Annotated in this window: 15 protein-coding genes; 6 read left to right on the top strand and 9 right to left on the bottom strand. The window is 65.2% G+C overall.

All coding sequences use genetic code 11. The annotated features are described in order from the left end of the window. Positions 1 to 83 precede the first annotated feature (83 nt). From AT984_RS01435 to AT984_RS01420, 4 genes are all read left to right on the top strand, one after another. A complete protein-coding gene (locus AT984_RS01435; protein WP_058718583.1) occupies positions 84 to 1,241 on the top strand; it encodes an ABC transporter substrate-binding protein in 1,158 nt (385 codons plus the stop codon). 105 nt (positions 1,242 to 1,346) lie between these two features. Beyond that, positions 1,347 to 2,543 (top strand): M20 aminoacylase family protein, encoded by a 1,197-nt coding sequence (locus tag AT984_RS01430; RefSeq protein WP_058718582.1) that lies wholly within the window; start codon positions 1,347 to 1,349, stop codon positions 2,541 to 2,543. An 11-nt stretch (positions 2,544 to 2,554) separates the two neighbouring features. Beyond that, a complete protein-coding gene (locus AT984_RS01425; protein ID WP_058722006.1) occupies positions 2,555 to 3,667 on the top strand; it encodes a M14 family metallopeptidase in 1,113 nt (370 codons plus the stop codon). Beyond that, on the top strand, positions 3,654 to 4,235 hold the full coding sequence (locus AT984_RS01420) for a DUF1415 domain-containing protein (protein ID WP_197418215.1): 582 nt from the start codon (positions 3,654 to 3,656) through the stop codon (positions 4,233 to 4,235). Before AT984_RS01425 ends, AT984_RS01420 begins: the two co-directional genes overlap by 14 nt. Positions 4,236 to 4,280: 45 nt before the next feature. Here AT984_RS01420 and AT984_RS01415 read toward each other — a convergent pair whose 3' ends face one another. Further along, positions 4,281 to 5,543: a glycosyltransferase family 4 protein gene (locus tag AT984_RS01415; RefSeq protein ID WP_058722004.1), complete on the bottom strand. Its 1,263-nt coding sequence runs from the start codon at positions 5,541 to 5,543 to the stop codon at positions 4,281 to 4,283. A gap of 159 nt (positions 5,544 to 5,702) precedes the next feature. On the opposite strand from AT984_RS01415, the gene AT984_RS01410 reads away from it, so the two are divergent. Then, positions 5,703 to 6,302: a hypothetical protein gene (locus AT984_RS01410; RefSeq protein WP_231741497.1), complete on the top strand. Its 600-nt coding sequence runs from the start codon at positions 5,703 to 5,705 to the stop codon at positions 6,300 to 6,302. Positions 6,303 to 6,413: 111 nt separating this feature from the next. Here the strand turns inward: AT984_RS01410 and AT984_RS01405 are convergent, their stop codons facing one another. Continuing rightward, positions 6,414 to 8,093 (bottom strand): aminotransferase class III-fold pyridoxal phosphate-dependent enzyme, encoded by a 1,680-nt coding sequence (locus AT984_RS01405; RefSeq protein ID WP_058718580.1) that lies wholly within the window; start codon positions 8,091 to 8,093, stop codon positions 6,414 to 6,416. A gap of 64 nt (positions 8,094 to 8,157) precedes the next feature. Here AT984_RS01405 and asd point away from each other — a divergent pair, with 64 nt between their 5' ends. Further along, positions 8,158 to 9,051: an archaetidylserine decarboxylase gene (gene asd / locus AT984_RS01400; RefSeq protein WP_058722003.1), complete on the top strand. Its 894-nt coding sequence runs from the start codon at positions 8,158 to 8,160 to the stop codon at positions 9,049 to 9,051. Between the two features lie 26 nt (positions 9,052 to 9,077). Here asd and AT984_RS01395 read toward each other — a convergent pair whose 3' ends face one another. The 7 genes from AT984_RS01395 to AT984_RS01365 all read right to left on the bottom strand — a co-directional run bounded on the left by AT984_RS01395 (position 9,078) and on the right by AT984_RS01365 (position 15,603). After that, positions 9,078 to 9,704: a LysE family translocator gene (locus AT984_RS01395; RefSeq protein ID WP_058718579.1), complete on the bottom strand. Its 627-nt coding sequence runs from the start codon at positions 9,702 to 9,704 to the stop codon at positions 9,078 to 9,080. Positions 9,705 to 9,706: 2 nt separating this feature from the next. Continuing rightward, positions 9,707 to 10,564: a general secretion pathway protein GspB gene (locus AT984_RS01390; RefSeq protein ID WP_058718578.1), complete on the bottom strand. Its 858-nt coding sequence runs from the start codon at positions 10,562 to 10,564 to the stop codon at positions 9,707 to 9,709. A gap of 58 nt (positions 10,565 to 10,622) precedes the next feature. Beyond that, positions 10,623 to 12,380 carry an ExeA family protein gene (locus AT984_RS01385; protein ID WP_058718577.1) on the bottom strand — a complete coding sequence of 586 codons (1,758 nt, stop codon included), beginning with the start codon at positions 12,378 to 12,380 and terminating at the stop codon, positions 10,623 to 10,625. A 40-nt stretch (positions 12,381 to 12,420) separates the two neighbouring features. Beyond that, a complete protein-coding gene (locus tag AT984_RS01380; protein WP_058718576.1) occupies positions 12,421 to 12,603 on the bottom strand; it encodes a hypothetical protein in 183 nt (60 codons plus the stop codon). A gap of 235 nt (positions 12,604 to 12,838) precedes the next feature. After that, positions 12,839 to 13,471, bottom strand: coding sequence for a response regulator transcription factor (locus AT984_RS01375; protein WP_082680273.1), 633 nt, complete (start codon positions 13,469 to 13,471; stop codon positions 12,839 to 12,841). After that, complete coding sequence (locus tag AT984_RS01370) at positions 13,464 to 14,798, bottom strand: ATP-binding protein (protein WP_058718575.1); 1,335 nt, start codon at positions 14,796 to 14,798, stop codon at positions 13,464 to 13,466. The genes AT984_RS01375 and AT984_RS01370 overlap by 8 nt, the downstream gene beginning before the upstream one ends. Continuing rightward, on the bottom strand, positions 14,788 to 15,603 hold the full coding sequence (locus AT984_RS01365; protein ID WP_442952160.1) for an SURF1 family protein: 816 nt from the start codon (positions 15,601 to 15,603) through the stop codon (positions 14,788 to 14,790). Before AT984_RS01365 ends, AT984_RS01370 begins: the two co-directional genes overlap by 11 nt. Positions 15,604 to 15,607: the final 4 nt, after the last annotated feature.

The following is a 15,607-nucleotide window of genomic DNA, read 5'->3' as shown; positions in this document are numbered from 1 at the left end:
AGCGGGCCGGGCGCGGCCGGCGCTGCGATGAAAATACGCGCCAGGCCTCGCCTGCATCACCCGACCAACGACCCCACAAGAATATGACAACGAGCTTGCAACGACGACGCTATCTGCAATATGGCCTGCAAGGCTTGCTGGGCCTGGGCACATTGAGTTCGGCAGACTGGCTGCAAGCCCAGGAACGCCGCGCCATCGTGCTGGGTCAATCGGCCCCCTTGACGGGCCCGGCTTCCCAGCTTGGCCTGCAGATGCAAGCCGGTGCCAAGCTGTTCTTTGATGCGCTGAACTCTTCCGGCGGCGTTGGCGGTCTGCCGGTGGTGCTGCGCACCATGGACGATGGCTATGAGCCCGAGCGCTGCAAGGCCAATACCGAGAAGTTCATCAACGACGAGGTGTTCGCGCTCTTCGGCTATGTGGGCACGCCCACCTCGCTGGCCGCCCTGCCCCTGGTCAACCAGCACAAGATCCCTTTCTTCGCGCCCCTGACCGGCGCGCAGTCATTGCGCGATCCTTTCAGCCGCTGGGTCTTCCATCTGCGCGCTTCTTATTTCGATGAGACGGCGCTGATCGTCAACCAGCTGACCCAGCTCGGCCTGAAACGCATCTCCGTCTTCCACCAGAACGACGCCTATGGCCAGGCCGGTCTGAGCGGCGTGCAGCGCGCCCTCAAGACCCAGAATCTCGACCCTTTGGCCGTGGCCACGGTGGAACGCAACTCGGTCGATGTGGCCAAAGCAGTGAAGGCGCTGGTGCAAGGCCAACACCCGGACGGCATCGTGATGGTGAGTGCCTACAAGAGCTGCGCCGCCTTCATCCGCGAAGCGCGCAAAGCTGGCTACGGCGGCGTGTTCTACAACGTCTCTTTCGTCGGCACCCAAGCCTTGTCGGACGAATTGGGCAAAGACGCGGCCGGCGTGGTGGTCAGCCAAGTGGTGCCCTACCCCATGGGCCAGGCCACCGGCGTGGTGGCTGAGTACCAAGCGGCGCTGCAAAAAGCCGGCGGCGACGGCAAGCCGAACTACACCGCGATGGAAGGCTATCTGGCCGCCAAGGTCTTCACCGAAGGGCTGCGCCGCATGGGCGCCAAGCCCAGCCGTGAAAGCCTAGTCAACGCACTGGAAGGCATGCGCGACTTCAATGCTGGCGGCTTCCGCGTCAAGTTCACCCCGCAAGACCATGTCGGCTCGAATTTTGTCGAGCTGTCCATGCTCACCGGCGACGGTCGGGTGAAGCGCTGACCCGGTCAGAGACCCTTCAAGACGCCCGGGGCGATGCGCAGCTCGCCCCGTTGGCGCGGTCAAGGCGCGTAAACTGCCCGCTCGATTAGCCGCGAGCAGCACGCCATGAAACTGATCACCGACATTCTTCAAAATGCCGCCGGCATTGCCACCCTGCGGCGCGATATCCACGCCCACCCCGAGCTGTGCTTTCAGGAAGAGCGCACCGCTGACCTGATCGCCAAGGCGCTGACGGAATGGGGCATCCCGGTGCATCGCGGCCTGGGCAAGACCGGCGTGGTGGGCATCGTCAAGAACGGCAGCTCCAATCGTGCCGTGGGCCTGCGCGCTGACATCGACGCGCTGCCGATGACCGAGCACAACAAGTTCGCCCACGCCAGCACCTTCCCCGGCAAGATGCACGCTTGCGGGCATGACGGCCACACCGCCATGCTTTTGTCGGCGGCCCAGCATCTGGCGAAACACCGCAATTTCGACGGCACCATCTATCTGGTCTTCCAGCCCGCCGAAGAAGGTGGCGGCGGCGCCCGCGAGATGATCAAGGACGGCCTGTTCCAGCAATTCCCGATGGAGGCCATCTTCGGCGCCCACAACTGGCCGGGCATGGCCGCGGGCCAGTTCGCGCTCAAGAGCGGGCCGGTTTTCGCCTCCAGCAACGAGTTCTTCATCACCCTGCGCGGCAAGGGCGCCCACGCGGCCATGCCGCATCTGGGCCTAGACCCGGTGCCGGCGGCCTGCCAGATGGTGCAGGCCTTCCAGACCATCATCACCCGCAACAAGCGGCCCATCGATGCCGGCGTGATCTCGGTCACCACCATCCACGCGGGTGAGGCCACCAATGTGATCCCGGATTCCTGCGTGATCGAAGGCACCGTGCGGACCTTCACGCTGGAAACCCTGGACCTGATCGAGCGCCGCATGAAGCAAGTGGCGCTGAGCACGGCCGAGGCCTTTGAGCTGACTTGCGAGTTCCGCTTCAAGCGCAACTACCCGCCCACCATCAACCACGCCAATGAGACCGAGTTTGCGCGCGAGCTGCTCAGCGAGCTGGTCGGCCCCGCCAATGTGCAGGAGTTCGAGCCCACCATGGGCGCCGAGGATTTCAGCTTCTATCTGCAGCAAATCCCCGGCTGCTATTTCCTGATCGGCAATGGCGACGGCAGCCACCGCGTCGGCGGCCACGGCATGGGCCCCTGCATGCTGCATAACCCGAGCTATGACTTCAATGACGAGCTGATTCCGCTGGGCGGCAGCATGTGGGTCAAGCTGGCCGAAGCCTGGCTGGCCAAGCCTCTGGCCTGAAGCACCGCCGCATGGACAGCACAGCCCAGTCGTATTTCTCGCAAAGCTACGCCGAGGCCAGGGCCAAGTTCCTGGCTGCGGCGGACGCAGCCGGCCTGGACGCCGAGCCGCACTGGCACCCCCTGCTGGGCCGGGACGGCGAGCGCCTGGCGCTGGACGTGCTGCGCCAGGGGCCGGCCAAGGCCAAGCGCCTGCTGATCATCAGCAGCGCCTGCCACGGGGTGGAAGGCTTTTGCGGCTCGGCCCTGCAAACCGCCTTGCTGAGCGATGCGGCATGGCTGAGCGCCGCGCGCGCGCAGCCAGACCTCGCTGTGCTGTATCTGCACGCCCTCAACCCCTATGGCTTTTCCTGGTGGCGGCGCGTCACGCAAGAAGGGGTGGACCTGAACCGCAACTTCCACGACTTCGCCCATCACCAGCCGCTGCCGCACAACGCCGGCTACGAAGAGATTGCCAGCGCCCTGCTGCCCGCCCATTGGCCGCCCAGCGCCGCCGACGAAGCGGTACTGGCCGACTACGCCGCCCGCCACAGCCAGGCCGGCTTGCAAAAAGCCGTCACCGCCGGTCAGTACACGCATGAGCTAGGCCTGTTCTACGGCGGCCACGCGCCCACCTGGAGTCAGCAAACCTTGCGCCATGTGTTGAGCGAGCATGGCCAGCATGCGCAAGACATCGCCTGGATCGACCTGCACACCGGCCTGGGGCCTTGCGGCCATGGCGAACGCATCTTCGCCGGCCCCGATGCCGACACGGCCGCACACGCCCGCGCCAGGGCCTGGTGGGGCAGCGAGGTCACCTCGATGGCGGATGGCAGCTCAAGTGCAGCACCGCTGCAAGGGCTGATGTGGTCGGTGATCCAGCAGACTTGCCCGCAGGCCCGCTACACCGGCATCGCGCTGGAGTTCGGCACGGTGCCATGGGCCGAGACCATCATGGCCCTGCGCGCCGACCATTGGCTGGAAGCCAACCCGCAGGCCGACCCGGCGCTGGCGCGCCAGATCAAACAGCAACTCCGCGACGCTTTTTACGTCGACACCCCCGAATGGCAACAAGCCCTGCTGCGCCAAGCCTTTGAGGTGGCCCAGCAGGCATTGACTGGTTTGAATTCAGATGAACAGCAGTAACGACAACAACACCGAGATGACAAGCCCGGCGCCCAGCCAGGTTCAGCAAGACACCCAGTTCTGGCTGGAGAAGGCCGTCATCGGCCTCAACCTCTGCCCCTTCGCCAAGAGCGTGCATGTCAATAATCGCCTGCGCTATGTGGTCAGCAGCGCCAGCACGCCCGAAGACCTGCTCAAGGAATTGGCCCGCGAACTGCTGGCCTTGAACCGCGCCGACCCGGATGAGATCGAAACCACGGTCTTGATCCACCCGCAGGTGCTGACCGATTTCCTCGACTTCAACGATTTCCTTGGCGCCGCCGATGCGCTGGTGGAAGACCTGGAGCTGGCCGGTGAGCTGCAAATCGCCAGCTTCCACCCGCAGTACCAATTCGCCGGCACCGAGCCCGAGGACATCAGCAACTACACCAACCGCTCGCCCTACCCCACCTTGCACCTGCTGCGCGAAAGCAGCATCGCCCGCGCCACCGAGACCATGGCCGACACCGATGCGATTTACGAGGCCAATATGCAGACCCTGGAGAAGCTAGGGATTGAGGGCTGGACGGCGCTGGGCTTGAAGCGCTAGGTCTCAAACAAGTTGGCATTAGCGCCGGCTGAACGCCGGCCACCATCAAGCCGAGTGGCGCTCGCCCAGCGTCAGCGGCACATGGCCCTGTGGCAGCGCCGCGCGCTGCATCACCGCTTCCAGCACGCCTTCAAAACGGGCAATGATGCTGCTCCAGTCCAGCGCCCGGGCGGTCTCGCAAGCCTGCACGCCCAGCGCGCGGCAGGCCGTCAAATCGGCCGCGGCAGCCACTGCCGCTTGCACAAAGCCGGCCGCATCGTCGATGGGCACCAGCAGGCCGTTCTCGCCTGTGCGGATCAGCTGCGCGGCGGCCGCGTAGTCAAAAGCCAGCACCGCCAAGCCGCTGGCCATGGCCTCGGTGGTGACGTTGCCAAAGGTCTCGGTCAGGCTGGGGAACAAGAAGAGGTCGGCCGAGGCGTAATGCGCCGCCAAGTCTTCCCCCTTGCGCTGGCCGGCAAAGATGGCGTTCGGGTGGCGCGCTTGCAGCTCCGCCATTTGCGGGCCGCTGCCCACCACCACCAATTTCGCCCGCGCATCGCGCCGGGCAATGGCATCGAAGGCCGCGCTCAAGGTCGTGAGGTTTTTCTCCGGCGCGATACGCCCGACATACAGGCAGACCAGATCGTCGGCGGCCACACCCCACTGCTCCCGCAGCGCCTGGCTGCGCCGCAAGGGGCTGAACTGCTGCGTGTCCACACCGCGCGAAACCACGCTCAGGTTCTTGAAGCCAGCGTGATCCAGGCTTTGACGCAGCGCTTCCGTCGGCACCATGGTGCAGGCCGTGCGGTTATGGAATTTGCGCAGATAAGCCATGATGGGCTTGTACAGCCAGCCAATGCCGTAGTGGCGGCTGTAAGCGTGAAAGTTGGTGCGGAAATCTGAGCACACCGGCAGCTTCAGATGCAGCGCCGCCTGCAGGGCCGACCAGCCCAGGGCACCCTCGGTGGCGATGTGCACCACATCCGGCCGCTGCAGCGACCACAGCTGCACCAGCGCCCGCTTGGACGGCACGCCCATGCGCAGATTGGGGTAGCGCGGAATCGGCAGGCCGCGCATCAAAACTTCATGGAAGCGCGGGCTGCGCTCGGCCGCATCGGCAGCGTCCTGGCGCGGCCGGATCAGCTGAACATCGTGGTTACGCCGGTGCAGGCCCTCGACGATGCGCGCGATGGTCATGGCCACGCCATTGACCTCGGGCGGATAGGTCTCGGTGACGAAGGCGATGCGCAGCTGACGGCGGGCCGCCGGCAGATGGCTGACCTCGATGCTGTCGGCCACGGGATGGATTTGCGCGTTGCGGCTGTTCATGCCCTGCATCCTGACCGGCTTGCATAACAGTTCGATGACAAGGGGCGCAGTCGGCCATCGTCACGCAATTTTCATGCGGGCTCGTCACCATCGCGTCACGCCGACCCAGCCCGGGTCGCCGATTCACCCCCATCTCGAGGTCTGAACGTGAAGGAACTGTTGAACACTCTTGCTGTGCAGCGCTGGGACGACCACCGCTACTACCACCACAGCCGCATCAATCAAAGCCTGCATTTGCTCAGCGCCATCTGCTTTCTGATCAGCTACGGGCTGCTGTTCAGCGACCCGGCCATGGCCGCCTTGCTGGCCTGGTGTGTGTCCATGACCAGCCGCCAGGCGGGGCACTTCTTCTTCGAGCCGCGCGGCTACGACGAGGTCAACCAGGCCACCGACGAATACAAGGAAGAAATCAAGATTGGCTACAACATCCGCCGCAAGATCGTGCTGCTGGCGGTGTGGGTGGCGCTGCCGGCCGTGCTGTGGCTGCAGCCCTCGCTGTTCGGCTTGATCGAGCCGGCTCAGGACTTCCAAGGCTTCATCCACGATGTCGGCATCGCCTGGTTGTCGCTGGGTGTGACGGGCCTGCTGTTCCGCGTGTTGCAGCTGTGGGTGCAGCAAAGCTTCATGACCGGCCTGGCTTGGGCGATCAAGATCATCACCGACCCCTTCCACGACATCTATCTGTATCACAAGGCGCCGCTGTATCTGCTGCGCGGTGAGTTGATCGACCCGATGGGGCATGTGAAGCCACACGCCTAAAGCCTATTCAGGCGCGGGCTGCTCAGCCTCTTTTGGGGCCGACAGCCCGGCAACAAAAAGAAGGCCCGCAGATCGTGCGGGCCACTCGTTCAGCGCAGCGTCAGATCCGCATCAAGCCAGCAACTCCTGCCACTTGCGCGCCAGGGTTTCGCGCAACACGGCGCGGCGGATGCTCTTATTGCTCAAGCCACTGTCCTGCCACCACCAGCCATCGGCCTGCATGCTGCGGGCGGCAGCCACAAAGCGTTGCAGCACGGTGTCGAAATCAGCATCCGTGTAGTTGAGGCTGAAGATGAAGCGGCCCGTTCCCACCCAACTCAAAAGCAAACCTTGTTCACGCAAATAGAACTGCAGCATCCAGTTATGGCGCGAAGGCTGGGTGTAGCTGAGCGTCCAGACCGATTGCAGATGAGCCACTTTGAGCGGCAAACCGGCCTCGGCCAGCACCTGGTTGAAGCGCGCGGCGCGCGCGTCCCACAGGCCATCGGCCTGGGCGTAAATGGCCTGGACAGCGGGTTCCTCCAAGCGGCGCAAAAAGACATTCATCGCCCCCATCACATAGGGGTGGGCATTGAAGGTGCCGCGCGCGAAGCAGATGTCAGCGGGCCGCTCCTCGCGGAAGCGCTTCATCAAATCAGCCCGCCCGCACACCACGCCCACCGGCAGCCCGCCGCCCAGGGTCTTGCCGTAGGTGACCATATCGGCGCGCACGCCGAAGTAGTCCTGCGCGCCGCCCTTGGCCAGGCGGAAGCCCAGGAACACCTCGTCAAAAATCAGCACGATGCCGCGCTCGGTGCAGACCTCACGCAAGCGCTTCAACCAGGCTGTGTAGGCGGCGCGGTCAAAGCCGGCGCTGCGGCCGCTGTCCAGCAGGGACGAATCCCCCGGCGCGCCCTTGTTGGGATGCAAGCCTTGCAGCGGATTGACCAGCACGCAGGCGATGTCGCGGCGGGTGCGCAGCACGTTCAGGCTGCGCTCGTCCATGTCCTTCAAGGTGTAGGTCTCACGCGGGGGCAAGGGGTTGCCGGGGCCTGGCTGCACATCCTCCCACCAGCCGTGATATGCCCCACAAAAGCGCACCAGATGGCGGCGCCCGGTGTGGTAACGGGCCAGGCGCACCGCCTGCATCACCGCCTCGGTGCCCGACATATGGAAGGACACCTCGTCCAGCCCCGAGATGGCCTTGAGCTTCTCGACGTTTTCCAGCACGCAAGGGTGATAGGCGCCGAGCACCGGGCCCAGCGCATGGGTCAGGGCCATGCCCTCGTCTACGCAGCTGCGGTAGAAGTCGTAGCCAAAGACATTGACGCCGTAAGAGCCGGCCAGGTCAAAGAAACGCTGCCCGTCCAGATCCTCCAGCATCACGCCGTCGGCCGCTTGCAAAAAGCTGCCGAGTTTGAGGTGCTCGCGCAAATAGGGGCTGTAGGGAAACGGCACCCGGTAGCTGCCGGTGAATTGCAGATCCGAGATGCTGCCGCGCGCGGCGGCCGACATGGCAATGCTTTTGGCATGGCGCTCGCCCAGCACGGCGCACAAGCGCGCGAAGCCGGCGCGGCGCTGCGCCACCACCGCAGCGGGCGCCGCGTCAGAGGCGAAGAACTGCGCCTCATCAAAGGCATAGCCGGGCAGCAGCGAGGCCAGGCGCTTGGCCATGCGCGAATGCCCGGCCAGCGAGCGATGCTTGGCGCGCGAAAGCCGCAGCCGCGCCCTGGCCTTGGGCAACAAGGCCACCGCGGCGGCCAAGGCCAGCGCGGAAAGCGTGAATGTCGATGCGAAGAGAGTGTCGTCCATGAGTTGCCGATACGGCCTGCCGTTGTCCAAGCCCCAATATCTAACCGCCGAGATTGACAAGATGATGAAAACCAGCACCCGCGCCCTGCGCCAGCTCTTTCTGCAAGAGGACCTCAACTTCTTGCTCACCAACCGCATTCCGCGCATCGCCCTGACCAAGCTGATGGGACGCTTTAGCCAGATTCGCAACCCGCTGGTCTGCCGCCTGTCCATCGCCGTGTGGCGCTTGTTCACCGACCTTGACCTGAGCGACGCCAAGCAGCAGCGCTTCGCCAGCCTGCACGACTGCTTCACCCGCGAACTACAGCCCGGCGCGCGCCAGATCGAGATGGCGCCAGAGATCTTGACCAGCCCATGCGACGCCATCGTCGGCGCCTGCGGGCCGGTGGCGGGCCGCCAACTCTTTCAGGCCAAGGGCTTCCCTTACGCGATGCAGGACCTGTTCGGCCCCAGCCAGGACACCAGCGCTTTTCAGGACGGCAGCTTCGTCACCCTGCGCCTGACCTCGGCCATGTACCACCGCTTCCACGCCCCGCAGGACTGTGTGGTGGAGCATGTGACCCACATCGCCGGCGATACCTGGAACGTCAATCCGATCGCGCTGCAGCGGGTCGAGCGCCTGTTCTGCCGCAATGAGCGCGCGGTGCTACGCGCCCGCATCAGCAGCGGGCCGGCCATGGGCCAGGCGATTGCGATCGTGCCGGTGGCTGCCATCTTGGTGGCCAGCCTGCGCCTGCACTTTTTGAATCTATTGCTGCACCTGGGCTACCGCGGCGCCAATGAATTGCCTTGCGAAGCCCGCCTGCGCAAGGGCGAAGAAATGGGCTGGTTCCAGCATGGCTCCACCATCATCGTGTTTGCGCCCAAGGGCTTTGAGCTGTGTCCGGGCATCGCCAACGGCGAGCGCATTCGCATGGGCCAGGCCTTGCTGCGCTATCCCGTCGAATCCGGGAGCTAAAGCTTTGCGGCTTGGCTCGATTCAGCTCAACGCTGTGCCATCAGCAGGCGCGCCGCCAGGCCGATGAACACCACGCCGGCCAGCCGATTCAAGGCCCGCTGTGCCTTGAGCGAGCGCTTGAGCAAGCCGCGCACCGAACCGGCAAACCAAGTGATGGCACCGAAGGAGATCAAGGTGCTAAGCATGAAGAGCAAGCCCAGTTGCACGATCTGCCCGGCCACCGGGCCGCGTGCGGCATCCACAAACTGCGGCAGCAGCGCCAGGAAGAAGAACACCACCTTGGGGTTGCTCAAATTCATCACCACCCCGCGCCGGTACATGGTGCCAGGGCTTGCCTGCACTTGGCTGGCTTCGGCCAAAGGGCCGACCGGGGCGCGCAGCACCTGCCAGGCCAGGTAAGCCAGATAAGCCGCACCGGCAAACTTCAGCAGCGTGAAGGCCAGCGGTGACGCCGCAAACATCGCGGCCAAGCCCAGCGCAATCGCCGCCGTGTGCACCAGCAAACCAGTGCACAAGCCCAGCACCACAAACATGCCGGCGCGCCGACCCTGCGTGGCCGACTGCATCAGCACAAACAAGTTATCCGGCCCGGGGGTGAAGCCCAGCGCCAGGGCAAGGCCGAAAAAAGTCACAGCGGTATCGATGGGCAACATGGTCAGAAATTAATGGAAAAACGTTGGCCCTTGTAGGACAGGACCGCGCCCTTGAGCTTGATTTGCTCCAGCGTCACATCCGGCGTCACTTTGTCGCCCTCATGCCAAAGCTGGCCGTTAATGATGAGCATGCGATTGGCGGGCGTGTCGGAATACATGGCCCCGCCCGCCACCAGGGGCGGCAATTCTCGCCGAAGCGATTCAGGCAAGCTGGCCAGGGCCGGCGGCGCGGCATTGGCTGCGGGCATTTGGGCTGGTGCAAGGACCGGGCTGCTGGGCGGCGCTGGCTTGGCGCTGACCGGCTGGGGCTTGGTTTGGATTGGCGCTGTGGCCACGGGTGGGATCACCGTTGGCTGAGCCAGCACGGGTGCAGGGAATGGCGCTGCTGCGGCGGGCAAATTGCGGGCTTGCGGCGGCAGCACGGTGGTCTGCGGCGGTATTGCAGCAAGCACCGTTGGCGCTGCAGCAGCTGAAGGCTGGGGGGTAATTTGAGGCGATGGCTCTGGCACGCTGTCGGCCGGCATCGACGACGCCACGGCAGGCGAGACTGGAACGGCTGGCGCCATGTTCGCGCTTGGCATCGCCGCATTGCCGGCAGCCACCAAGGGCGCCGGCGCCGGCTGGGGTGGCGGCGCGCTCAACCAGCTGCGCAGCCCAAAGCCCAACAAGGCCAGCGCCCCCAATGCCAGCACAGCTGCCGCGGCCAAGCGCCAGCGTGCCAGGCCGGCCGAGCTGGCCTCCTCATCGTCCTGCTGGTTCAAATGGGCGCCGACGGTCTGGGCGTGCAAGGTGGGCACCGCGCTGCGTTCACGCTCGCGTTCTGACTCGGCGCGCCGCAAGGCATCAAGGATGTAGGACATGGCTAAATGGGTCGCTCGTTCGTTCGATCGATAGACAGTTCGTTCGTGGGCGAGTGCCTTACGGCCCTTGCAATTGCGGCTCGGGCACGGCGCCGACCCTGTTCAGTTGCATCACAGTGATCGGACCGGGCCAACCATCGCTGGGCAAGCCCTGGCTGCGCTGGAAGCGTGCCACCTTGGCGCGCAAGGCAGCGTCCAAGCGCTGGACGGCGGGCGCATTGGCTTTGCCGCCAGCCTTGGCCGACAGCTCACGCGGTGCCTCGCCCAAGGCTTGGCTGAGCTGCTGATCCAACCAAGTGAGTGCGGCGCTATTGCCGTTGAAGCTGGCCGCAGCCCCGTCCAGGCTGGCCGGGGCGCGCCACAAGGTGATGAACTCGCCCCGCCAGATGCGGCTGAGCTGAATCAGGCTGATCCGCTGCGTGATGCCGCCCGCCATCTGCAGCGTGGCCGTTTGTGAGCCCAGGCTCAGCAGCAAGGCATAACGCGGCGCTTGCCCGGCATCCGCGGCCAGACTTAGCAAGCTTGGCCGGCCCAGCAAGCGCAGCAAGGCCAGGCCGCCGTCGCGGCTGTAAAAGCATTGCAGCTGCGCGGCTTGCAAAGCGGCGCAGGGATCGCTGGCCTCGCGCAAGTCACCCTCAAACTGCCATAGGCGGCCCAAGGCCTGCCAAGCTTCCCCGGCTTGCAGGGGCGCGGCAGGCGTCGTCGGACTGGTTGACGCCAAGGCCACGGCTGAAGCCGGTGCGGAAGCGGCCGAGACGGCTGGCGCGCTGGCGGCTACCAGGCGAGGCACTGCGCTGGCTGCCGCGAGCGGCGAGGATGCCGCCACGGCCTTGTGCACCACGGGTGCGGCCGGCTTGGGTTCGGCCGCAGTTTGGGCGCGTAGCCACAGCACGACCAGCACCGTCGCCAAGACCAGCAGGCCCACCGCCATCCAGAGGCGCTGAGGCAGCTGCTGCCCTGCTGCCGCTGAACCTGAGGTAAACGCAGCGGCCTCGCCACCAAACACCTCCTCGGCAGCCCGGTTCAGCGTGGTCACACTGACCTTGCTCTGGCCCTGTGAATAGGCCCCCAGCAAGGCGCGGTCGCAGAGCAAATTGATGCGCCGTGGCACGCCGCGCGAAAGCTGGTGAATCCGCTCACGCAGCTTGCCCTCAAACGGCGAGCTGCCGCGCAGGCCGGCCACGGTCAGGCGGTGCTTGATGTATTGCCCCGTCTCGGCGGCCGACAAGGCCGGCAGATGGAAGCGCGCGATCACCCGCTGCGCCAGCTGTTCCAGTTCGGGCGCGGCCAGCATGCCGCGCAACTCGGGCTGGCCGATCAGGATGATTTGCAGCAGCTTGCGCTCGCGGGTTTCCAGATTGGTCAACAGGCGCAGCTGCTCCAGCACCTCGGTGGACAGCAGCTGGGCCTCGTCGATGATCAAGACATTGTTCATGCCGACCGCATGGGTGCGCAGCAAAAACTCGTTGATGGCATCGACCAGTTGCTTGATGCCCTCCCCTGCGGCGGGAGCACTGTCGCGCGGCCGGATGTGGAACTCCTCGGCAATGGTCTGCAGCAACTCCAGCGCCGTCAGCTTGGGGTTGAAGACATAGGCCACATTGCACTTCTTCGGAATCTGCTCGAGGAAGCAGCGGCACACCGTGGTCTTCCCCGCGCCAATCTCCCCGGTCAGCAGCACAAAGCCCCCGCCACCGCGCAGGCCGTAAAGCAGATGCGCCAAAGCCTCGCGATGCCGCTCGCTCATGAAGAGGTAGTGCGGGTCGGGCGCGATGGAAAACGGTTCTTGTTTGAGGCCGAAAAATTGGGCGTACATGGGCAAAACGGGAGGCGGGGGCGGCTGGGGCGACTGGCGATCAGGCACGGCTGGCCTTTGCGAGGCCACGGGCACGCATTGCTGCCACCGCCTGGGTGGCATCCACATGGCTCATCCAGCCCGCTTGCGGCGCGCGCGTCAGGAAGCGGAAGAGCAGCGACCATGCTAGGGCGATGCCAGGCAACAGATCGATTTCGTGCAAGCGGTGGGCGGATTTACTCATGGCAGGCCAAGATTCGATGCGCGCATTGTGCGTGCTTCGGCAAAGCGGCCAGATTTGTGGCCGCTAAACGCCCATAAGCCAGGAGCGCCAGAGCAACACAAATGCCGCGCGGAAGGCCGGCGCACATGGCAAGCATCGCTGTATTCAAGGTCGGCCGCCCCTGGCGCCAGCGCAATTCACACAAAACCTTGAGCGAGACGCACGGCTAACGTTCAATCCGATGGGGCCAAGCCCATCACTTAACCCGCTGCTTTTCAAGCTTACGCGCCAGGGTACGGCGATGCAGGCCCAGGCGGCGGGCTGCTTCCGAGATATTGAAGCCGGTGGCGGCCAGGGTCTCGTGGATGTGCTCCCACTCCAGCGTTTTGATGGAGGTGGTGCGCTCGGTCAGTTCTACCTCCACATCCCCTTGGGCGCGCGCAAAGGCGGCCTCGATGTCATCGGTATTGGCGGGCTTGGCGAGGTAATGGCGGGCGCCGAGCTTGATGGCCTCCACGGCGGTGGCAATGCTGGCGTAGCCGGTCAGCACCACGATCAGCATCTGCGGGTTGTGGCCATGCAGGGCTTGCACGCAGGCCAGGCCGGAGTCGCCACTGGCCAGCTTGAGGTCCACCACCGCGAATCCCGGCTTGTGCTGGGCCAGCAAGGCCTGCATCTGGGCCAGATCAGCAGCGCGCAGCACCCGATAACCGCGCCGCTCGAAGGAGCGGATCAGGGTGCGGGCAAAGGCATCGTCGTCTTCGACGATCAGCAGCAAGGGCTGCTCTTGGGGTGCGGCCAGCGGGGCGCCAGCGGCATTACCAGCAGCGGCATTACCAGCAGCGGCATTACCAGCAGCGGGTGTAGCGGCAGAGAGTGGATCAGGCATGGCCAATTGTTTCACGCCAGCTCAAAGCTGCCAGCGGTAGGCTGATTTGCACCTCGGCGCCGCCCTGCGGCCGGTTGCGGGCTTCGATATGCCCGCCCAGGGTGCGCGCCACATTGACCGACAAGAAGAGGCCCAGGCCGCTGCCGGGCCGGCCTTTGCTGGAGTGATAGGGCTTGCCGAAATTCGCCAGGATCTCGGGGGCAAAACCCGGCCCCTGGTCGCAGACCAAGAGCGTCAGCCATTCGTCGGCGCAGCGCACCTGCAGGGCGATGGGCTGCTGGGGCGCGGCTTCCAGCGCGTTGTCCAGCACATTGGCCAGCATCTGTTTGAGGGCGGTGTCGGAGATGATGGCAAGGTCGGGCGTGTCGCGGCGCTCGTAGCTCAGCTGCTGGCCAGGCCGGGTTTCGCGCCACTCGGCCACCATGCCGTCCAGAAACGCATGCAGCGTGGTTTGACCGGGTGCCTCGCCGCGCGACTCACCGGCCGCCAACAAGATGCCGGTGACGATGGACTTGCAGCGGGTCAGCTGGAACTGCATCTCCTCGATTTCCTCGCGCAGCTCGGGGTCGGCGGCGAAAGGCGCCATGCGCGACCAGTCGCCCAGAATCACCGACAAAGTGGCCAAGGGCGTGCCCAGCTCATGCGCCGCGCCGCTGGCCAGCAAGCCCATGCGGATGATGTGTTCGTCTTCCGCGGCGCGTTGACGCAGATCGGCCAGATGGCTGTCGCGCTGGCGCAAATTCCGGCCGATGCGGTGAATGAAGATCACCAGCAGCGTCGCGTTCAACATGAAGCAGACCAGCAGGCCGCCGATGTAATGCACCGAGAGAGATTGCAGGCCCATATCCGGCAGGCTCAGCGGGCGGTGCCAGACCGTCAGCACCAAGAAGCAGGCGCAGGTCAAACCCACCATGGCCCAGATATAGCGCGGCCGCAGCAGCATGGCGCCGACGGCCAGCTGCAACAAATACAGAAAGATGAAGGGGTTACCGACACCGCCGCTGAAGTAGAGCTGCGCGCTCAGCACCAGCACATCCACCACCAGGCCCGCCAACAACTCGCCGTTGTGGATGGTGCCGCGCGCCCGCAGCAAGCGCAGCCAGCAGGCGGCGTTGAACAAGGCCAGGCCAGCCAGCAGGATGAGCATCTCGCGCAGCGGCAGCCGCTCTTGCAGCAGCAGCTCGGCGGTCAGGATGGTGGCCAATTGCCCGGCCACGGCCAGCCAGCGCAGCTGGATCAGCTGCAACAGATTGCGCCGCCCGGCCAGATTCTCAGGCGCGGCGGCAGCTTCTTCTTGACGGGAGGTGGCGCGGGGGTCAGTCGGCATGGCGTGCTTGTCTCAGCCGCCATTCTGTACGAGCGAGAAAAGCCGCCGCGCCCAGCACCATCAAGGCCAGCCCAAACCAGGTGATGGCATAGACCAGATGGTTGTTCTTGAAGCTCAAGACGGTCAGGCCGGCACGCGGCCACTCGGGCTGCTCGGGCGCAGCCACCGCATCCACGAAGAAGGGAGCCACATCACCGCTCAGGCCACGAGCCTGGGCAATGGCCGCCACATCGCGTGAATACCAGCGTGCCTGCTCGGGCTGGTTCTTTTGCAGCAGGCTGCCGACGGGCTCACTCAGGCGCAGCAAGCCGACCACCGTTTGCAACTCAGTCGTCGCCACGGGTGCCGGCCGGCTAGCGGGCGCCACTTGATCCGCGCCCACATAGCCACGGTTGACGATCACCCAGCCGCGCGGCTGCCCCTCAAGCTCAACAGCCATCGGGGTCAGCACCCAGGAGCCCGTACCCAGCTCGGTGCTGGCACGCACCAGGGTTTCCAGCTCATGGGCAAAACGCCCTTGCAGCCGGACGCGGTGATATTCCAGCGCTTGCTGCTGCGCCAGCGGCCACTGCGTCCATTGCGCGGCTGATGGCGCAGGCACGGGCGCCGCCTGCTGAGCCTGGCTGATGCGATTGATCAGCGCCTGCTTCCAGCTCAGCCGCTGCAGCTGCCAATTGCCAAGCGCGAAAAAGCCTGCGCAAAGCAGGCCGGCCAGCACAAGCACAAAAGCCACCACCCAGCGCGGCCGCGCAGCGCGGGGCTGTTCGGCACCCGCGTGTTGGCTGTTGGCTGGGTTTTGGCTCACGGGC

The sequence above is a fragment of the Paucibacter sp. KCTC 42545 genome, from assembly GCF_001477625.1.
GTDB lineage: Bacteria > Pseudomonadota > Gammaproteobacteria > Burkholderiales > Burkholderiaceae_C > Paucibacter_A.
Note: the sequence above shows the minus strand (reverse complement) of the source record. Positions and strands in the feature narration are given on the sequence as shown.